Source organism: Paenibacillus sp. 8b26 (genome assembly GCF_050626875.1).
Taxonomy (GTDB): domain Bacteria; phylum Bacillota; class Bacilli; order Paenibacillales; family Paenibacillaceae; genus Paenibacillus.
The window spans coordinates 5,398,140-5,418,704 of record NZ_CP192445.1; the positions used below are offsets into that span (position 1 = coordinate 5,398,140).

Genomic DNA, 20,565 nt, shown 5'->3' on the forward strand with positions numbered 1-20,565 from the left:
AGCCGATAAGATTATCAGAATAGGGATGTGAGATGGTGTTAAAGGCAGCGTTACTTTTTATTTTGGCTGGCATAGCTGAAATTGGGGGAGGATATCTGATCTGGCAGTGGCTGCGTGAAGGGAAGACATGGTATATCGGACTTTGCGGCGGGGTGATTTTGGCTGTCTACGGAGTCATTGCAACTTTTCAGGTTTTCTCGTCTTTTGGGCGTGTGTATGCAGCATACGGAGGTGTCTTTATTGTCCTTTCCATTGCATGGGGATGGTGGATTGATAAAAAGACACCTGATTTGTACGATATCGTGGGTGGATTGATTTGTTTGGTCGGAATAGCAGTAATACTTTTTCCCCGGACTGGATGATAGGACAAAAAGCCCTTTTTTATTTTTTTGGAAAACATGACTATTGATCTACATAAATGAGCTTCATATTCCGAAATAGAACTTAAGGAGGGGGTTCTATGAACTGGAATCAAATGAAGCTTAGATTGAAATTTGGCCATGCTGTACCGAAAAGTGAAGGGAATTTCTCAATGGGCATCGTGTGGGGAATCCTGATTAGTATTGTGCTTTGGGTTTCGATTATTGGCTGGTTTATGCTTATTTTCAAGTGATCACTAGAAATCACTGTTTATAACGTTGCTTGGTTCAATGTTGTTGTTTTAGTAACCCATGCCTTATGACCCATGCTTTAATCTGTAAAATCGTTACGCAACTTGTTCAGGCCACGGCCCACAGCTTCTTCAATTATATCTGTAGCAGCAGGAGTATCGGCATCGAGGTCAGGGATACGATTAAAACCTGGCTCGCGCTGATCTAACGACTGTTCATGTTCGACCTGATCGATAGTACCATCCTTGTCTTCCCTAATATGTTCTTTCATAATACATCACACGCTCCTTTATGAGTGGAAGCATTTTATATAAACGTTACGCTCAAGGCGGCTAAAGCGGCTATAATAATAAAGCCGGGGAGGAAATAGCTCCCACCCGGCACTTCCCAAACGACTAGCGATGCTCAATCAGATCAATCGCTCCCAGAACAACATGAGCCAGTCCGAAACCGAGAATGCCTGTAGCCGCAAGCTTGTACTTACTGCTCAGCAACACAGCGCCTGAAGCCGATACTACCGTTCCAAGAACAGTTGGAATCATACCTTCACGCATTCGTAACACCCCTTCTGGTAGTTTGGAAAGACGTTTATTAGTGTAATTCAAATACGCCCAAGTTATGCAGAAAAGAAATTTTATTATTTTAGAATAAAATACTTTACAACTTGATGAAATTGTTGTATTATATGTTGGTGCCCATTAAAACGGTATTTACATAACGAGAACCATTTTGTACATAAGCTGGATGTTTCTCTGTTACTTGTAAGATAAGTAAGTATGAAAATAGCGTTCCTAAATTTATGCCGGGGTGGCGGAATTGGCAGACGCACAGGACTTAAAATCCTGCGGTAGGTGACTACTGTACCGGTTCGATCCCGGTCCTCGGCACTATAGTTTATCTCTTGAATCCCTTGATAATCAAGGGATTTTTTTATTTTTTAGGGATTGAAATCATGACACCCATATCACAGGGGACGAGCGCCTTTTTCGCTTTTGGGGACGGATTGGGGACGAACTTTTGGATCGAAGACGTCAAGGTGAGCTGTCGTTTTGCGACTGAGCTTCTTTGTCACAGGAGAAAACACTTGTTACAAATACGATATTGAAATTATAAATACATTTAACTCTGAAATCCGAGGTCTGTATAACTATTACAAAATCGCAAACAACGTGTCTAACCTCCATAAATTCTACCATTTCATGAAATTCAGCTTTGCCAAGACATTAGGCTCCAAGTACAATATGTCAGTAGCTAAGATGATTGCAAAATATAAAGTTAATGGTGAAATAGGCGTTAAATACGAAACAAAAAAAGGTCAAAAAATAATGTACTTCTACCAAGATGGATTCAAAAGAGTGAGGAACTAACAAATATCTATGACGCAGACACACTGCCTAATACACTGAAATTTGGGGGAACAACAAGCTTGATGGACAGACTTAAGGCTGCCCAATGTGAGTTTTGTTCAAAAAGCCCAAATGAAATGGAAATGCATCATGTGAAAAAGCTCAAGGACTTAAAAGGAAAAAAGAAATGGGAATACTTCATGATAGCAAGAAGAAGGAAAACCATAGCACTATGCAGAGAGTGTCACTCTGCTCTACATAGTGGGAAATTAGATTGATGAGTGGAGAGCCGTATACATTGAGAGGTGTACGTACGGTTCGGAGGAGAGCGTTTGGAAACCTACTGTAGTAATACAGAAAGGCGCTGGGCGCTTATCCTACGCTGAGGGTGGCTCAGGTGCAGATATAAGATAGTGATAACCGGGGAGCTGGATCATGAAAGCATTTATAACAATTATATTCCTAGTTCTTTTATCTCTTCCCTTATCGAATGTTTTTGCAGCCGAAGCAGAGTACTCAGAAAATTTAATTCCAAAAATGACATCTAACACTTTGCCATCTGGAGTGGCAAGTGCAAGCAATGAATATTCTTACGCATATGAGGCATTTAACAAGGAATTTGCCACTATTGCTAGTGCGTGGACATCAAGTACAACTGCTGCTTGGCTAAGATATGACTTTTTCAATTCTGTAGTTATTGAGCAATATGTTATATATCCACAGACGAAAGCAACTGACCGAGCCCCTAAAGATTGGACTTTCGAAGGCTCAAATGATGGGGTTACTTGGAACGTTCTAGACACTCAGTCAAATATCACTGGATGGGTAAATAGCACTCCCAAAAAATTCTCTTTTTCTAATTCTAATTCATATAAGAATTATAGAATTAATATTACAGGCAACAATGGAAGTAAGTATCTAGCTCTTAGCGAATTAGAGATGATGTCTAAAGTATCGAGTTCCACTCCTAATCCAGGAACAGAAGAACCATCTCCAAACGGAGACCATGCTATTCTAGTAGTCACCATGACAACAGGACTGGAAAAAGAATTCGACCTAAGCATGAAAGAGGCCAATGACTTTATTTCCTGGTATGAGGGCAAGCAGGCTGGATCTGGTTCGGCTTCGTACGCCATTAACAAGCATGACAACAATAAAGGTCCATTCAGCAGCCGCAAGGACTACATGCTGTTTGACCGTATCCTAACATTTGAAGTAAGTGAATACTCTAAATAATTCAAAAAGCTCTGCTAACCTTAATTGGTCGGCAGAGCTTTTAACTGTTCACGCCTCTTATAATGTATCAAGGTATTCTTTCTGGAATTTGATAAAATCTTGCACACTATCGTGATAGGTAAATCTACTGCCATTTTTATCAATAATCCAGTTGATCTTCTCGTCATTTAACAAGACTCCATACATGCAGTGATGAAGCAGTTCAATTTGCTTTTCATCCCTAATTCGGATCAAGTGTTTTTCTTGTTCGTCAATGAGGTACCATTTCGTTTCTGTTTCATCTAGATCTACATCCGCATCCACATACAGTATTGATACCGACAAGGGGAATGGCCAGTCAAACCAATGTCCTCGCTTGTCTTCTCTATAACCTTCAAATGCCATGGTTATTTCCTCCTACTTAGATAATTTCCTGATTAGTTTAAATGTACGTGCTGAGATTGTACGCTTTATTGAAAACTGTTTTTTGGGAACTCGCAGCTATCCTCAGCCTTTGGCATCTTGGCACCAATGCGGGGAGGTCCAAACTTTATTGTAAATCCCTCATTTGCTCAATTTGTAAAGGCAATGCTAGTTCAAGGGAGAATTTTCGGCAGCAGCCCCTTTTGACAATGGACGACGTAGGCTTTTAGGAATACACACATTAAATTTACTGCTGTTCTTGTCTTATCCCTACTGGCTCAGGAATATCGCCCCCATATTCTTTCCATGGCTTCACGTGCGCCAGCGTAAACTTCTGCAAAAGTTTAGTGTCACTTTGGCAACCGTCTATTCCGCTATTGTTGCATAATAGTTGTGTCCGCTTTCGTCGTTCATTGTTCTGATCTGTATAGTATACGGAAACGCCGGGTAACAAAGAAGTTGAACGCTTTGTTACCTGATATCGAACGCTACTACCAATACTCTACAATTATTCTGCTGAGCGAAGACGGGTGCCCAACATGAAGGAACTGGAGATAAAGACAGGTAGCAGTGTAGTGGACATAAAGGCGCGCGTTTGCTGGCTTTGGGAAGAAGGGGACAACAAGAGCGGTATATGCTCTATATTGTAATCATAGAGGGCTGGGATGGTGACCAAAAGATCATTACATTTCCTCGTCTGGAAATAGGCATTATACGGTATTAAACCTCCAATGATCTGGAGTTTATTTTTTGTACTCGGAATATAATTTGTGCATAACACATCAGGAGGCTACATACATGTCAAAAAGACTCGAAGGTAGTGGATTATGGGAAAGCAGCCGCATCATACCGGAACATAAGGAAGCGTATCTAAAGCTCATGAAAGACCGTCAACGGCGCGGCAAGCCAGAGTTGGATGATCAGGAAGGGCACAGCTAATCGAGCAAGCGCTAATAGATTTCTACAACTCACGTACGGCTGTCACGCTGCTCGTGTTCAGCCCGTTTAATGATGAGGAACTGACAGGTGTGGTTACTTCTATAAACACGGGAAGAAGGGAAGTAAAGTTGTCACGCGGTGAGGATGATTTTAGCTGGATTAAGTTGGAGGATATTATTTCTGCAAGTACATAAAAGGCCCCCAGGTAACCGGGGCTTTTTTACGTCCTTTACCAAGCTAAAAATTTGTTTACTATTTAATATTTTTCGTATATATTAATATTTGGAAATTAGTTTTCATAAATTTTTCCTACAAAACTAGATTGAATTAATAGAGGAAATTATCTCAATGAGCATTTCATTAAGAATAGAACGCAAATCCGGTGCTGAACCAATCGAGTTTGTAAAAGGTGAGATCACTGGCTTTACTTATAAGAATAATAGTTCCATAACCTTTTAGCTAAGTCTACAAACTTGGCTCATTCGCTACATATTCGAAGCAAAATTCCGCTTCATTCGCTTCCTTCAGTTATAGACAATGCGGATAATTCCAACATGCTGTACACATGGGCAAACACAGAATATAAACCTGATAGTGAGTACTACTATCGAAAATGTAATATCCAAGTCGTGAGAAATGAAACACGATCCGAGATATTACGTTTACACACGCTTATGTAGATAAGTATCAAGAACAGATTGATACCAGCAAAGAGATCCTTGAGTTTGAACTTGTTTTAAAACAAAAAGAAGATCAATTGGGAAAAATTCAATACAGTCCTCAGTTAGAACCTAAGGAAACAAGAAAAAAGCATCAGTCTGATGTCTCGCAAAAAGTACTGGAAGGCGCATATAGTAAGAATATGTTAGTGTATGCAGGAAATAATACTTTTCCGTTTGAAAATCCTCTGGTAGAACTAGAAAAGACTTGGGTGCGAGGCGTAGAGCAGGTAAAAGATTCGACAGACACTGTAATACATTATCCTGATCGTAAAGCATTTACATTAGTAGCTGTTCCTATAGCTCGAAAGAAGTACGGAGACATCACAGCCAATTTACTTAAACATTCACTTGATTACAAACCAGGACATTTACACTTTAACGAGTGGTCGTATGAGGCGCAGCAAATTAAAAAATCTAAAGAACATAATATGTATGTAATTGATAAAGCAGTACAAAAAGCTAACGACAAAAAAGTTAAAAGTTTTTCAAGTGATGGGTCTATTGCAATTGAAAGTGACAGAGATTTGTATAACGCTTTTCACAAAATGAAGTACAAAATAGATGGAACATATGTAAAAGGACAATGGAAAATTACTACAATATATTATGATGTATATAATTTTGAATACAATTTTAAACAAATGTTTACTGGCGACAACAAACTCGGTTGGGCTGCGGCCAACCTAACAAATTTAATGGAATCATGGGGAACACTCAATGAGTATACATCTTATGTTACAGTAACTGATACAAAAAAAGCTTGGAAGTGAGGTGTGAATTGCAGATGAAACGCAGATACATCTTTATCTTGATCTTTCTACTAGTTATAACTACTACTCTAATTTTTCTGGCAAATTCTGGAGACAATACGATAAGGAAGTACCCATATGGCAAAGATACGTTAGAGTTTTTTGGAGATGGGACTTTTCAGATTTACAGGGGAGGAGGATCGGATGAGCCTCCAATACTATACACTCATCAAATTGAAGCCCCATATTCAGTGATTGATAACGTCCTGTCTTATAAAATAGAAAAAAATATCGTATATGTGGCTGGTGAAAATAGCTTCATTAAATTGGATTCAAGTACCAACACATACGAACAAAAGAAACGGATTTCCGACTTCACTTCCAAAGATAGAGAGATATTCAATAAATTAATGGAAAAATAGAAGTTATCATAAGCAAATGTGGTAGCAATGGAGCTTTAATTTGTTCACAAAGGTTAAGTTAACATGCGCTTTAGTTGAGTATTTGTTATGTAAGTATTCAAAATTTATAAAGATTGGTCAACCACCAGGGATGATTTTAGATGGAATAAGTTGGAAGATATCATTTCTGCAAGCATCTAGCAAAAATCTAAGGATAGTAATATTCTACTGACGTTATCCAATAAACAAGAAATGTTCTCAACCGCCTTACCTACGACAATTCAGCCGAAATCTTTCGAGGAGCATTTGATGCTAGCGTTTTAGCTGAGTAATTAAAAAAGCAGATCAATCCTCATATCGCAATCGAAGACTTCCTGAAGACGATGCGCTACACCCGCATCAAGTTAAAGAAAGAGGCTTACGGATTGGTACAAGACTACTACGGAGAAGCCCACTTTTACAGAAAAAGCCTGATGAGCTACAACGACATACCGCTGGGCCGAGGTAACTTTTTCTTCGCTAACGGTCCATTTGTTGTGTAAAAAATGGACCGCTGCAAAGAAAGAAATCAATTCAGGTTAATAAAACAATTCCATGGGCTCTTGCTTGTTATTATTCTACGTCTGAGAAAAGCGGAGTGGATAAATAACGCTCACCTGTATCAGGTAATATGACCACGATCGTCTTGCCTTTGTTTTCTGGAAGCTTCGCAATTTGTGTTGCTGCATAAACCGCAGCCCCAGAAGAAATACCAACAAGCAGCCCTTCTGTTTTGGCAAGCAGGCGTGCAGTTTCAAACGCATCTTCGTTTTTAACTTTGAAAACCTCATCCACATATTCTTCATTAAAGTTATTTGGAATGAAACCAGCACCGAGTCCTTGTAGTTGATGTGAACCTGGAGTACCGCCAGACAGCACTGGTGAATCGAACGGTTCGACGGCTATCACTTTTACAGAAGGTTTTCGTTCCTTCAATACTTGGCCAACGCCCGAAATAGTTCCACCTGTACCTACGCCCGCGATAAAAATATCTACACCGCCGTCCGTATCATGCCAGATTTCCACAGCTGTAGTTTTGCGATGAATTTCTGGATTGGCAGGATTGCTGAACTGCTGTGGTATGAAAGAGTTTGGTGTTTCGGCAGCCAAGAGCTCAGCACGCTTGATAGCGCCTCTCATCCCCTCGGATCCCGGTGTTAACACAAGCTCAGCACCGAACGCAGTCAAAAGCTTACGACGTTCGATACTAAACGTTTCAGGAAGTGTAATTATAAGTTTATATCCAAGAGCCGCAGCTGCAAATGCAAGTCCGATTCCAGTATTGCCACTTGTCGGCTCGATAATAACAGAGCCTTTATTGATTAAGCCTTTCTCCTCAGCATCTTTAATCATAGCATATCCAATGCGGTCCTTAATGCTACCAGCCGGATTAAAATATTCCAACTTTACTACCACGTTTGCCTCAATATTTTGGATTTGGCTGTAGTTCAACAGTGCTAATAAAGGAGTATTTCCAATTAATTCTGTCAACTTTTGGTGAATTTTAGTCAAAATTATCCCTCCAAACAATTAATTCATATCTACTTACTATGACATAGATATTATCACGAATTTTTCTTCATAACCATGTCCTGTTAATTCATAGTGCGGAGTGGGAACGGATGGAGACAGTCTAAGCCTAAAGTTACTACTCATAAAAAATAGTTCAAGCTTATTCAGAACCAAGAGAGTCATTAAGAATGTATAATCATTTTTAAATTTCGAGATAATTATCACGGTTCATAATAAACTGGATTTTTTTCCTAAGATGCGTTGGAGGATAGAAATTAGATTACAGTGTACAATAAACGATAGTGGCATGAGGTAGGACAACACATACGGTAAAAGATACCATCTGCTAACCTAGTGATCGGCGGATGATGATTTCGCATTTAAGGTAGAGGGCAAAAAGAGCAGTGAGAAATAACCCTCCTGCTCTTTTTATTGGGGACAAATTGGGGACAGGCTGTAGTATTTTGTGTAGAATACAGTCCAAATGAGAACATATACGAGCATATAAAAGCCTTGAGAATACTGGATTTTGGAACTGTATGCCAGTACAGTATATTAAAAACTCATGTCTTAAAATCCTGCGGTAGGTGACTACCGTACCGGTTCGATCCCGGTCCTCGGCATCCTTGATTTATCACGATCACATCAGCGTTAAAGGACGAAAATAACGAGAGGTCCTGCGTACCTGCGGAGTATTCCGTTTTAGGTACACAGGATCGACGAAGCGCCTCACCGTTAATATGCGGAGGAGGCGTTTTTGTTTTGGCTAAAGGGAATGGATTTAACGATGATTGTCTTTTTGCAAGTTTCATAAAGATCATTAAGCAGTGCTCTCTTTTCAAACTTGTTAGCTAAATGAACAAGTGATTTGAGCTTAGGAGTAAAGTATCTTTTCCTATTTCCGGTAATCCTAAAACGCATGACCGAAAGGAAGGAAATCCATGAAATCTCTTGCAATTAAGGGGTCCATTCGAGCTCTAATATGTATTTACGACGTTCTCCTTTAAGGTGACGCTGGGAGAAAAAGAGGGGATTACTTATGTCCATGAGCACAGGCAAGTTGATCAAAGCGCACCCATGTGCATTAGCAATGGGCCTTATATATGATCGTTGAGAATGATCCCAGTCTATTTAGTGCATTGAGTAAAAAGGTTCATGAATTAGAACTGAATGGGACACTTTCTGCCATTTTTCTGGGCGACGTTAATCCACTGACACATCTGAACGGATACTTGAACAAAGGTTTCTTTTTAATTACGAATTATGTAACCGGATTATTTAGTCTTGTTTCCAATGTAACCATCACATTGTTCCCTTTGTTATTATTGGCTTCATCCAGTCACCATCTGTGGAAATCTGCTCACTTATCGTTATTCTTTTGACCCAGCAAATACGGGAAAATTTATAATTGATATTGAATATTTAGCATACATACATCCATTTTGCCCAAACGTACACACGTCCTCGCCCATACGTACGTTTTTTTTAACTCCATAATTTTGTAAAATGTCTTGAGATACAGTTTTACTTACTTTTAACTATGTTACAAAATGATAAAATATAAATATAAGGTCTTTTGTATGCAACTAAGTTAGTTGTATGGCTATTCATTTCCAGAATTTTGAGTTGGAACAAAGAAATAAAGAGGTGAACTATGGGTAAAGAATGCAATGATCAAGACCACGATGTAGACTTAAAGATAAACAATAGCGAAAGTGATCGGCTTAACATATCCAGAGTTCCGATTATATTATGGATCGTTTTCATCTATATCGAGGGAATTATTATTCAAAATATATCCACACCATTACCGCTTCGAAGTCTATTGTTCTCTCTGGCAATAATTCTGCACGTACTTTTGTACTGGCATGTTCGTAAAGTGCTATATTACGGTTCATGGATCTATTTTATTATTCAAGCAGGAATCATCTTTTTAAGCGCTTTCCTTCTTCCTGTCAGTTTCCCAATTGTGCTGATTGGATTAATTCCAATTTTAATCGGTCAAAGCATAGGTATATATTATCAAACCAAAAAAGTTGTGTTGGTGTTTTTTGGTTTCTACCTTCTTTTTTGCCTTGCTATGATATGGCATCACGATGGTGAGAACTCCGTGCTGTTTATTGGGTTGCTCATTCTTATCGTTATTATCGTAGCTGCATATTCTATTCTTTTCTACAAACAAGTCAATGCGCGGATTCGTACCCAAAACTTTCTCAATGAGCTGGAGCTTGCACATCAAAAAGTGGAGGAGCTTACGTTAGCCAACGAGCGGCAACGCATGGCGCGGGACCTGCATGACACACTGGCTCAAGGTCTTGCTGGCCTGATTATGCAGTTGGAAGCCGTAGATGCTCATCTGACACAAGGCAGCTCACAGAGAGCCCATGAAATCGTTCAGCAGTCCATGTCCCAGGCACGCAAGGCTTTGGCTGACTCACGACGTGCTATAGATAACCTGCGTTCAAAATCGGCTTCGGAAGTGGACTTTGCGGATGCAGTCCGGGAAGAAGCGCAGCGTTTTACGATGGCTACCGGCATTCGAACAGCACTGGACATCAAGATTAAATCCTCGGTATCCAGGTTGTTGATTGAGCATGGGCTACACATCATAAGTGAATGTCTAACGAACGTAGCCAAGCATTCGCATGCCAAGAACGTAGGGATCAATATTTTGGATAATCAAGGTAAAATCTATATAGAGATCCGTGACGATGGAAAAGGATTTAATCCAGATATCGTCGCCAGACGATCAGGACATTACGGACTCATAGGCATTCACGAGCGTGCGCGTCTACTGGGTGGAACAATACAGATCAACAGCACAGCTCAAGAAGGTACGTCTATTAAAGTAGAGGCACCTCTTACCAAAGGAGACATAGCATGAAATTTAAAATACTAATCGTAGATGATCATTGGGTGGTTAGAGAAGGGCTAAAACTTGTTCTAGAGACAAATGACAGCTACGAGGTTGTCGGTGAAGCCGAAGATGGGGCAACAGCTATTCCCCTGATTGAGGAACTTCAGCCGGATGTCATACTAATGGATTTATATATGCCTCAAATGAGCGGGTTGGAGACAATGAAAGCTTTAAAAGAAAGACAAAATGACACACCAGTTATTATCCTGACTACCTATAACGAAGATGATTTAATGATCCAAGGACTGTCTTTGGGGGCAAAAGGATATTTATTAAAAGATACCAGCCGTGAGAATCTATTTCGGACTATTGAATCCGCATTAAGGGGAGAGACACTTCTTCAGCCAGAAATTACAGCAAGGGTTTTTGCTAAAACAAGTGAGAGAGAGGTCAAGAGTGAGCAGCGTGAAGATACTTCAATTCTGACCGAGAAAGAAAGAATTATATTACAGTCCGTTGCACGGGGGCTTAGGAGCAAGGAAATTGCGTTCGACATGGGGACTTCGGAGCGGACCGTGAAAGCACATTTAACGAACATTTACAATAAACTCGGTGTCGATTCCCGATCCGAAGCGGTAGCCGTGTCTCTGGAACGAGGTATTCTGCATCGTTAAAATGGTAAATAAAAACATATTCAGTTCGAATTTGCCCTTTCGTACATAAGGAGCTTGCCCTTATGTACGATTTTTTTTTTTATAAACTGCTGTACTATGAAAAAAAAGGTATGCAGTTTAATATTATGGATTGCTCAAACTGCTTAGAGGAAGTCGAGGAGGATGAAATTGTTGAATAGGACACGAATCAAAATGCTAGTCACGGGAATAACCCTCGCCATGGTGGTTTCCGGTTGCTCAAGCGCTTCGGAGGATACCACTGCAAAATCTGGTCAGCCAGTACAAATTCAAAAAGTAAAGATGCAGCCTTTGGCTAATGAATTTAATTTGGCGGGAACATTGCAGGCAAGCAATCAAACTGCAGTTTCCTTTGAAGCGGATGGACGTATTTTAAATACAACGGTTGAAGTGGGGGATCAAGTACATAAAGGGGCAGTCCTCGCGAAATTGGACACATCTACTTATCAGCTGCAGCTTGCGCGGGCCAAGGCAGCTATGGAGCAGGCGAAAGCCGGTGTTAGCCAAGCGGACGCTTCCGTTCAATCGGCACAGGCGGGCATTCGTAATGCACAATCCCAGATTAATTCAGCCCAATCCAAATTGCAGGAATTGAACAATGGAGCCAAAAAACAAGAAATTGTACAGGCGAAAAATGCGGTTACTGCGGCAACCAATATGTACAACAAGAAAAAGGCAGATGCCGCCCGGACCCAAAGTCTATTTCAGGCAGGGGCCGTATCATTAACGGAAAATGAAAATGCGCAGCTGGAAGTAACAAATGCACAAAAAAGTTTGAGTGATGCGCAAGAGCAATTGTCCCTTTTGCTTGCAGGAGCTTCCCAGGAACAGCGTGCACAAGCTTCGGATGGTGTAGATCAGGCCAGGGCAGGGTTGGAATCGGCTAGAGCTACTCAGCAACAAGGGTTAGCCAGTAAAGCTCAGGCTCAGGCTTCCTACGAGGATGCGGTAGCTGCTTATGAGCAATCGGCGTTGGCACTTAAGAAAACCACTTTAACCTCCCCCATAGCTGGTGTTGTGATTGAGAAAAAGGTGTCTGATGGGCAGTTGGGCTCCAGCGGAAGTGAAGCGTTTATTGTTGGAAATATCAGCACTTTAAAAGTGCTCCTGCCCGTACAGGATAGTGAAATCTTATCCTGGAAGAAAGATCAAAAAGTAAATATATCCCTCTATAATGAAATAAGGACAGGAACCGTTACCCAGATCTATCCATCGACGAATTCCAAAACGGGAAGCATCAATGTGGAAGTGAGCATTCCCAACCCCGAACTCAATTGGAAGCCTGGTCAAGTCATTAGTGCATCTAAAAGCATGAATCAAAACGAAGCGCTTTTAGTGCCCGTAGAGGCCGTAATTAGTACGGGAAATGACCCTTATGTCTTTAAAGCTGTAAATGGTAAGGCCGTTAAAACATCCATTAAACTGGGAAAAGTGACTAATAATCAGCTCGAAGTTGTCTCTGGGCTACAGGCAGGCGATCAAATCGTTACGCAAGGAGCAGGAACCTTATTTAATGGCGATTTACTCGGGAATGATGTACTTGGGAAATCGGAGGAGTCGTCTGAATGATTAAATATATCGTTAAAAAACAGAAAATCACACTTATTTTCTTTGGCATGTGCATTTTGCTAGGGATTTACAACTTTGCATCGTTACCTAAACAGGAGATGCCTGACGTTATTCCTATGTCAGCCAGTGTTACAACTGTGTATCCAGGGGCCTCACCTGAAAGAATCGAACAAACCATTACGAAGATATTGGAACAGAAAATTAAAGAAGTGCAAGGTGTCAAAACGATTTCTTCCACTTCGTCAAAAGGCCAATCCAGTATAAGTATAGAAGCTTTGAATGAGGCGGACCCGACAAAAGTGTGGGCTGATCTTCGTACCAAAGTACAGGATGCACAGTCTGAGCTTCCGGACGATGCGATGCAGCCCATTATCAATGATAGCATGGCAGGCTCCTTCATCGGATCATACGCAATCACTTCTGATAAAGTTGAAAATTTGTATGCGTTAAATGAGTTGATGAACACCTGGAAAGATCAATTAAAAACGGTTTCAGGTATTTCAAAAGTTAATATTCAAGGAATTCCAGAACAAGAAGTACGGATAAGCCTGAACACTCAAAAAATGCAGCAATATGACATCTCCTGGGAACAGGTCGTTCAAGCCATTAAAAATGAAAACGATAGAGTACCTACAGGAAGTCTGGATTTCAATCAGCGTACGTATCAGTTGACGGTAGATGCTTCAACTGATCCCAATGTTTTAAATAACGTTCAGATTTCAAGCAACGAAGAAGGGTTCCCTATATCCTTGAAGGATATAGGTGCAGCCTCGCTTGTTTTTAAAAAAACGGAGAGTTATACGTATGTGAATACCAAGCCAGCTATTTCAATCAGTTTGAGTGGAGATAAAGGCACAGACGTACCAACGGTATCCAAAGCAGCAACAGCCAAAATCAACGAACTTGCGAGTAGCTTGCCAAAGGATGTACATTTTGAGCTGCTGTTTGCTCAAAATGACCGTGTAAGTGAAATATTTGGTAATCTGTCCAAAGAGATGATGATTGCTATTGCATCGGTTATTGTGATTTGTACATTAGGATTAAACTTGCTGACCTCTGCATTTGTGGCCTTGGCTATCCCTGTTTCTATTGCCATCGGTTTTATTGTCTTGCCGATGACAGGAACGACGCTGAATCAAATTTCAGTCATCGGATTAATCATCGTACTGGGGATACTGGTTGATGATGCCGTTGTAGTAAACGACAACATTGAACGCCGACGCTCTGAATTTGGGGAAGATGCTACGGAGGCGGCAATTAAAGGAACGAAGGAAGTATCCTTATCGATCATTACAGCCACGCTGGCTACAGTTGCAGCATTTGCCCCGCTTTTATTTCTGCCGGGCAATATGGGAGACTTTATTAAACCAATCCCTACCGTTATTTCGTTAACGATGCTGGCCTCCATGATTATGTCGCTTACGATCATTCCTATTTTCCGTCAATGGTACGATAACCGTCATAAAGGTAAAGAACGTAGCAAACCGACCAAGCCTCCAGGGCTTCTGGGCAATCAAATTCAGTCCCTCTCTAATATATACGCTAAAAACTGGATGCCGAGAATACTGCGTCGACCACTTTTCACTGCGCTTATTGGTCTTATGATTGGTACGGCAGCTTATGGACTGCTTGCTATTGTGCCCATTCAATTATTTCCTGAATCGGACCAACCGGATGCCACAATCAACGTAACTATGCCAGAAGGAACGTCGTTGCAGGCAACCAATCAGGTTACAACCGAGATTGAGAATTGGGTTAAAAAGCAGCCAGAAACCGAACATTTGGCAGCAACGGCAGGGGGTGGAGCACCTCAAATGTACAGCGATATAGTAGCTGGTAGTGGCTCCGTGGGAGCGGTACACGGACAACTTGCTGTTGTTGGTAAAGAGGGAGTCTTTGATATCAAAAAAACAGTGGACAGCTGGACAAGTACGCTGCAAGCCAAATATCCAGCAGCATTAATAAGTATACGTGTTCCTCAATTAGGCATCCCAGTCGGTAGTGCAGTGTCTGTCCGTATTAAAGGAGAAGACCTTGGAAAGTTGCAAACGATGACCACAAAAATAAAAGAAATTGTTGCGGGGACTTCTGGAGCTGTAGATGTGACCGATAATATGGGGATGCAAAGCTATAATTTGAATTTTCAAGTCAACCAGCAGGCCTTGGATAAATATCAGGTCAACTATTCCAACTTAACCCGCACTTTGTTGCTAATGGGTGACGGAGTGAAGGTTACGGATTTTGATACGGGTAAGGAACTGCTGGATATCAATATGTACATGGATAAACCTAACCATGATCCTGAGGTGTTATTCCAACAGCTAAGTGTCACTAATGCAGGAGGAGAGCAGATCCCGTTATCCCAGTTAGCCACGATGAAACCGGACTTTTCCATTCAGCAAATCCACCGCTATGATTTGGAACGGACGGTAACGATCTCAGCCAATGCAAAAGGGCGTACGGCTACGGAGCTCACCCAGGATATTCGCAGCAAGCTTACAAGTACACATTTCGATTCGGGGTACACTTGGGAAATGGACGGGGAAACATCTACGCAGTCCGATTTGTTTAAGGATTTAGGCAAATTAGCCGTTATCGTTGTTTTTCTCATTCTGCTCTTGATCACCATGCAGTTTTACTCGGTTTCCACACCGCTCATTATTATGACGACTGTGTACCTGGCAGCAGCAGGAGGAGTGCTGGGTAGCTTTATTACAGGTATGCCAATCGGCTTTATGAGTATCATGGGTATCATTTCCCTTGCCGGTATCGTCGTGCGTAATGGTATTGTATTGATCGAGTTTATTGAAGATGCACGGCGTGAAGGCGCCGAATTAACAGAAGCCATCTTAATGGCATGCTCTGCCCGTTTCCGTCCGATCTTGCTCACCTCGCTAACTGCGATCGTCGGAATGATACCGATTGCTACGATGGGAGAAATTCTATTCAAGCCATTGGCAGCGACTATTATATTCGGACTGATTTTTTCAACCATTTTAACGTTGTTTGTAGTTCCGACTCTTTATATGGTCGTAGCTCAACTGAAGCTGAAACGGAAGCATAAGAAGGAAATGCATACAAATAACGATAGTTCATTGTCTTTGTAGCTTTTATAAAAGATAGATAGATTATGGTGTGCTCGAATATTACCCGATCGTACATTAGGCTGTTTGCCCTAATGTACGATTTTTTCTTTTGCTGGCGCAATACAATGAAATAGTATGCGTGTATTACTCATCAAAAGCGGTCTAAACAGATTTTAAATGGTACCAAAGGAGAGAATTATATGACTGGAAATGAGCCGAACGGTCACATTCTAATATCAGATGAACGTTCCAAAAACAATTCACCAGATGGAAAAGAGCATTTCGTAAGCAGTTGATTATAGTGATTTAGAATGCACCTAACGAAAAAACGTTTGTTGATCTTCGCAACTAAACGCCCATGCTCGTGACGCTGGATACTGGCACACGTCCATTGGAGGGCGCAAAAAACCGAATACGGGCAACAAAGAAAGTAACCATGCCCCTCCTTCTTTTGATTAGCACGGATCCCCCCAATAATCGCTAACTGAAGGGCCTGACAACACTTATACAGTAGTCAGGCTCCACTCATTATCTTAGATACTTTTAAACGATTCATTGAGCTTAAAAAAGCTTGGAAGCCGTGACAAACGATTATTTGAGCTGCGTAGGTTCATTTGCTCTCGCAACATCTACTTTGCTTAGAAACAGATAACAAATTGTAAAGGAGAGCGCGACAGCAATGATCATTCCGGAGATGGCATAGATAAAGTAAGGCCCAAAGTAAGCGGGAATGCTAAATATACTGGATAACACATACCCATACAATCGGACACCGAAAAAGCTGATAAAAGCCGAAGCAACTGAACTTGCGATGATGGCGGCTAGAAAAGCTTTTTTGTACTTAGCCAGTACACCGAATAAAGCAGGTTCAGTAATTCCCAAAAGACCGGAGACGGCGGCTGAAACAATGATAGATTTTTCTTTAGGTGTGTTTACCTTGTAATACACTGCAAATGTTGCGCCTACGATTGAAAAGTTAGCCATACACATCATAGGCATTAACATATCGTAACCTTGTGTTGCGAAATTCTGCAAAGCAATCGGAGTCATTGCATGATGCATGCCAGTAAAGACAGCCAAAGGTCGAATCGCACCAACAACAACGCCAGCAAGGATGGGAGAGATACTGAATAAGCCTTGAACAAGCCAAGCCAAGCCATTGCCTAGGTGAATGCCAATGGGACCGATAACGGATAATGCCAGGAAGCCCGAAATAAACAAGGTTAACGTTGGCGTAACTACGGTTTTTAATACTTCTGGCATAAACCTGTTAACGATTTTATGAATATGGCTCATCGCCCATACGGCAAAGATAATCGGGATTACTGTACCGGTGTAGTTAAACACTGGGATAGGTATAAAGCCTAAAAACTGAAACGAGGAAAGTTCCCCGGCCTTGGCCGCATCCACCATCGTTGGAAACATAATGGTAGCAGCGATTGCTATCGCTAAATATTCGTTGGTTTTGAAAATTTTAGCCGCCGAGGCTGCCAAGAAAAACGGTAAAAACGTAAATACTCCGCTCGCCATCATGTTAATGATCTGAATGGTTTCGCTTTGATCCGAGATGATATGGAGGGCGGTCAACCCTGCGATAAGTCCCTTGATCAATCCTGCCCCGGCAATAGCTGGAACGATAGGCCCAAACACGCCGGATACAATATTCATGAAGAGTGTAACAAACCCCTTCTTTTTCTCAGCGCTTGCCTCATCTTCCTTTTGAACATCCGTTAGCTTTAATTCACTGGCCAAAATATTATAATATTCCGCGACTTTAGGACCAAGAATGATTTGGAATTGGTCATTATTAAACTGCGCGCCTAAAACCGGGTCCAATTCCTTAATTTTCTCTATGTCCACTTTGTTTTTATCTTTTAGATCAAACCTGAGTCTGGTCATGCAATGCCAAGCGTTTTGAATATTGCTTTCTCCTCCGACCCCATAAATCATGTCGTGTACCGCTTTCATTTTGTTCATTAAAAATTCTCCTGTCCTTGGAATATGAAGTATTGGTTCCGTTTACATTCTGAATGGTATCACAAAGGTATGTCGAATAAAAGCAGTCCAAAATAAGCCTCGTTTCATGAAAAAACCTTTATATATAAGGATTTATTGAACTTTTTCTGATAAATTGGTCTGGTTTTTTTTAATAATCAGACAATTTACCCAGCCAAATTGATTCTGCTTTTCAAACATGTTTCAATAAACCTAGAAATTCTTAGAAATGAGGAGAAATATGAACCCTTCCATCATCACTAATGTGGAATGTTTTGTGCTTAAACCTGATCGACATAATCTGGTGGTTGTCAAAGTAACTACAGAGAATCAAATTACGGGGTATGGCTGCGCCACTTTTCAGCAGCGTCCGAAAGCCGTTCAGCTCATCGTCGAGGAGTATCTCAAACCTATATTGATTGGAAGAGATGCCAATAATATAGAGGACTTATGGCATATGATGATGGTCAACTCTTATTGGCGTAATGGTCCCGTACTAAATAACGCGATTTCTGGAGTAGATATGGCTTTGTGGGACATTAAGGGTAAAATTGCAGGCATGCCCTTGTACCAGCTGTTTGGAGGCAAATCGAGGGATGCGATACCTGCATATACTCATGCGGTTGCGGACAACATCGAGGATTTGTACCGAGAGATTGATGGTATTCTTGAGCAAGGATATAAACATATCCGGTGCCAACTTGGCTTCTATGGAGGGAATCCTTCGAACTTGCATGCTCCGGATTACCCTACCAAGGGGTCCTATTATGACCAAGACGAGTATATGCAAACCACCATCAAGATGTTTGCTCTATTAAGGTCAAAATATAATGAACAGTTTCATATCCTGCATGACGTGCATGAACGACTTTTCCCCAATCAAGCCGTACAGTTTGCAAAAGACCTCGAATGCTATAAACCGTACTTTGTTGAGGACATTTTACCGCCGGATCAAAATGAATGGTTAAGTCAGATACGTTCCCAAACTTCAACTGCAATAGCCACCGGGGAACTGTTCAATAATCCTTTAGAATGGAGAAGCCTTATTGTCAACAGGCAGATTGATTTTATTCGCTGCCATGTATCTCAAATTGGAGGGATCACGCCTGCTCTTAAGCTCGGAGCCTTATGTGAGGCATTCGGAGTTAGAATTGCTTGGCATACACCGTCAGACATTACTCCTATTGGAATCGCCGTTAACACTCATCTTAATATTCACCTACACAGTGCCGCGATCCAAGAGAATATTCCGATTAAGGAGAACACACGCAGCATCTTTACGCCCATCATAGACGCTAAAGACGGATACATTTACCCTCTTGAACTTCCGGGCATCGGCGTGGAATTCAATGAAGAAAAGGCGAAAAATTATCCGGTGGAATACAGGATGCACGAATGGACGCAGGCGAGATTGCCAGATGGAACACTTATGACCCCTTAAAACAAAAATACTCCAGCATATAGGAACCCTTATGCTGGAGAAGCTGCCTGTTTAGGTGAATGCTTTTATAAATTTCTTCTTTTGTGATGCTCGTTATTGAAGGCTGTCAAATACGTACATTTATAGTCAATGGCTACGATTTCGCTTATCTCAAAGATAATCCCATTATTAAGTATGCCGCGGCTTGATATTTTCATCGCTGGGCTCTTTCTCTTTTGTTGCAAGAGCATAGCCTGTTCTTTATTAAGTGCGATTGCCTCATAGGTATTTAGGTAATGCGAAATCGTATATTTATGTTTTTTCACATAGGATTGAATGGAGTGTTCGGCATCCGTGTGCGTAAGGATTGGAAATAAAATAACAGGTAATCGGGACAACTCTAACTGCATCGTTTGATAGTTAACGATTCTTAGACGTTGATATACCCATACCTCATCGCTGCTTGTTATTCCAAAAATCTGTTGGTCCTCGGGAGTAGCGGGTTGCTTTTGCAACTCGATTACTTTGGATTTTATGTTGGAGTATGGGTTCTCAGTTAAAGAGTTATAGATGAGTGGACTGGTCTGAATATTCTTTCCTATGAAGATGCCTGATCCTTGAACGACTTTAACCAAGCCCATGTATTTTAATTTTTTGATTGATTCATGGATGGTGTATCGTGAAACATTATATTGCTTCGCGAGTTCTCTTTCTGTCGGCAGTTTCCAGTCAGGATAATGATTTTGATAGATTTTGCTCAATAAATCGTGAATTACAAATTCCTTTTTGTTCACTAATAAGCCCCCTAGTCGTTGGTTCATCGATATTTTTATCATACTGTTATAGCAACTATTATCAAGTGATCATATTAATTATGAGATAGAGGTAGGAGGAATTTCTGATGTTTGGACGCAAGAAAAAAATACAGATTTGTCTTTCTTGGACATGTTATCCCTAGCAAATCTTCATGTCCCTTTGGGCTAAGTATG

At 41.0% G+C, this 20,565-nt stretch carries 19 protein-coding genes, 1 tRNA gene and 1 pseudogene; 15 read left to right on the top strand and 6 right to left on the bottom strand.

Annotation, left to right across the window (positions count from 1 at the left end; translation table 11 throughout):
- Nucleotides 1-35 precede the first annotated feature (35 nt).
- Nucleotides 36-362: a YnfA family protein gene (locus ACQ4MX_RS25095; protein WP_431091407.1), complete on the top strand. Its 327-nt coding sequence runs from the start codon at nt 36-38 to the stop codon at nt 360-362.
- Nucleotides 363-460: 98 nt separating this feature from the next.
- Complete coding sequence (locus ACQ4MX_RS25100; RefSeq protein ID WP_431087889.1) at nt 461-613, top strand: hypothetical protein; 153 nt, start codon at nt 461-463, stop codon at nt 611-613.
- A 77-nt stretch (nt 614-690) separates the two neighbouring features.
- Here ACQ4MX_RS25100 and ACQ4MX_RS25105 read toward each other — a convergent pair whose 3' ends face one another.
- Nucleotides 691-882, bottom strand: a complete 192-nt coding sequence (locus tag ACQ4MX_RS25105) for a hypothetical protein (RefSeq protein ID WP_134913529.1) — start codon at nt 880-882, stop codon at nt 691-693.
- Nucleotides 883-1,006: 124 nt separating this feature from the next.
- On the bottom strand, nt 1,007-1,165 hold the full coding sequence (locus tag ACQ4MX_RS25110) for a hypothetical protein (RefSeq protein WP_013371953.1): 159 nt from the start codon (nt 1,163-1,165) through the stop codon (nt 1,007-1,009).
- A 247-nt stretch (nt 1,166-1,412) separates the two neighbouring features.
- On the opposite strand from ACQ4MX_RS25110, the gene ACQ4MX_RS25115 reads away from it, so the two are divergent.
- The 4 genes from ACQ4MX_RS25115 (at nt 1,413) to ACQ4MX_RS25130 (ending at nt 3,193) form a co-directional block, all read left to right on the top strand.
- A tRNA-Leu gene (locus ACQ4MX_RS25115) sits at nt 1,413-1,498 on the top strand.
- Nucleotides 1,499-1,660: 162 nt separating this feature from the next.
- On the top strand, nt 1,661-1,978 hold the full coding sequence (locus ACQ4MX_RS25120) for a group II intron reverse transcriptase/maturase (protein ID WP_431087892.1): 318 nt from the start codon (nt 1,661-1,663) through the stop codon (nt 1,976-1,978).
- A 122-nt stretch (nt 1,979-2,100) separates the two neighbouring features.
- Complete coding sequence (locus ACQ4MX_RS25125; RefSeq protein ID WP_431091408.1) at nt 2,101-2,235, top strand: hypothetical protein; 135 nt, start codon at nt 2,101-2,103, stop codon at nt 2,233-2,235.
- A 157-nt stretch (nt 2,236-2,392) separates the two neighbouring features.
- A complete protein-coding gene (locus ACQ4MX_RS25130) occupies nt 2,393-3,193 on the top strand; it encodes a discoidin domain-containing protein (protein WP_431087893.1) in 801 nt (266 codons plus the stop codon).
- A gap of 57 nt (nt 3,194-3,250) precedes the next feature.
- Here ACQ4MX_RS25130 and ACQ4MX_RS25135 read toward each other — a convergent pair whose 3' ends face one another.
- Complete coding sequence (locus ACQ4MX_RS25135) at nt 3,251-3,577, bottom strand: hypothetical protein (RefSeq protein WP_431087895.1); 327 nt, start codon at nt 3,575-3,577, stop codon at nt 3,251-3,253.
- A gap of 816 nt (nt 3,578-4,393) precedes the next feature.
- On the opposite strand from ACQ4MX_RS25135, the pseudogene ACQ4MX_RS25140 reads away from it, so the two are divergent.
- From ACQ4MX_RS25140 to ACQ4MX_RS25150, 3 genes and pseudogenes are all read left to right on the top strand, one after another.
- Nucleotides 4,394-4,728, top strand: a pseudogene (locus ACQ4MX_RS25140) (YolD-like family protein).
- 563 nt (nt 4,729-5,291) lie between these two features.
- Nucleotides 5,292-6,026: a hypothetical protein gene (locus tag ACQ4MX_RS25145; protein WP_431087897.1), complete on the top strand. Its 735-nt coding sequence runs from the start codon at nt 5,292-5,294 to the stop codon at nt 6,024-6,026.
- Nucleotides 6,027-6,040: 14 nt separating this feature from the next.
- Entirely contained in the window at nt 6,041-6,427 is a 387-nt protein-coding gene (locus ACQ4MX_RS25150) for a hypothetical protein (RefSeq protein ID WP_431087899.1), read from the top strand.
- Nucleotides 6,428-7,018: 591 nt separating this feature from the next.
- On the opposite strand, the gene cysK is transcribed toward ACQ4MX_RS25150, so the two are convergent.
- Nucleotides 7,019-7,957: a cysteine synthase A gene (gene cysK / locus ACQ4MX_RS25155; protein ID WP_431087901.1), complete on the bottom strand. Its 939-nt coding sequence runs from the start codon at nt 7,955-7,957 to the stop codon at nt 7,019-7,021.
- Between the two features lie 1,103 nt (nt 7,958-9,060).
- Here cysK and ACQ4MX_RS25160 point away from each other — a divergent pair.
- The 5 genes from ACQ4MX_RS25160 (at nt 9,061) to ACQ4MX_RS25180 (ending at nt 16,182) form a co-directional block, all read left to right on the top strand.
- Nucleotides 9,061-9,339, top strand: coding sequence for a hypothetical protein (locus ACQ4MX_RS25160; RefSeq protein WP_431087903.1), 279 nt, complete (start codon nt 9,061-9,063; stop codon nt 9,337-9,339).
- Nucleotides 9,340-9,611: 272 nt separating this feature from the next.
- The gene (locus ACQ4MX_RS25165) at nt 9,612-10,841 is read left to right on the top strand and encodes a sensor histidine kinase (protein ID WP_431087905.1); all 1,230 of its coding nucleotides are present in this window, start codon (nt 9,612-9,614) and stop codon (nt 10,839-10,841) included.
- Nucleotides 10,838-11,488, top strand: coding sequence for a response regulator (locus ACQ4MX_RS25170; RefSeq protein WP_431087907.1), 651 nt, complete (start codon nt 10,838-10,840; stop codon nt 11,486-11,488). Before ACQ4MX_RS25165 ends, ACQ4MX_RS25170 begins: the two co-directional genes overlap by 4 nt.
- Before the next feature lie 162 nt (nt 11,489-11,650).
- Complete coding sequence (locus tag ACQ4MX_RS25175) at nt 11,651-13,075, top strand: efflux RND transporter periplasmic adaptor subunit (RefSeq protein WP_431087909.1); 1,425 nt, start codon at nt 11,651-11,653, stop codon at nt 13,073-13,075.
- Entirely contained in the window at nt 13,072-16,182 is a 3,111-nt protein-coding gene (locus ACQ4MX_RS25180; protein ID WP_431087911.1) for an efflux RND transporter permease subunit, read from the top strand. The genes ACQ4MX_RS25175 and ACQ4MX_RS25180 overlap by 4 nt, the downstream gene beginning before the upstream one ends.
- A 570-nt stretch (nt 16,183-16,752) precedes the next feature.
- Here ACQ4MX_RS25180 and ACQ4MX_RS25185 read toward each other — a convergent pair.
- A complete protein-coding gene (locus tag ACQ4MX_RS25185) occupies nt 16,753-18,138 on the bottom strand; it encodes a PTS transporter subunit EIIC (RefSeq protein ID WP_431087913.1) in 1,386 nt (461 codons plus the stop codon).
- A 259-nt stretch (nt 18,139-18,397) separates the two neighbouring features.
- Between ACQ4MX_RS25185 and ACQ4MX_RS25190 the strand changes: the two genes are divergently transcribed.
- The gene (locus ACQ4MX_RS25190; protein WP_431087915.1) at nt 18,398-19,597 is read left to right on the top strand and encodes an enolase C-terminal domain-like protein; all 1,200 of its coding nucleotides are present in this window, start codon (nt 18,398-18,400) and stop codon (nt 19,595-19,597) included.
- Nucleotides 19,598-19,662: 65 nt separating this feature from the next.
- Here ACQ4MX_RS25190 and ACQ4MX_RS25195 read toward each other — a convergent pair whose 3' ends face one another.
- Nucleotides 19,663-20,370: a GntR family transcriptional regulator gene (locus tag ACQ4MX_RS25195; RefSeq protein ID WP_134913533.1), complete on the bottom strand. Its 708-nt coding sequence runs from the start codon at nt 20,368-20,370 to the stop codon at nt 19,663-19,665.
- Between the last annotated feature and the right edge of the window lie 195 nt (nt 20,371-20,565).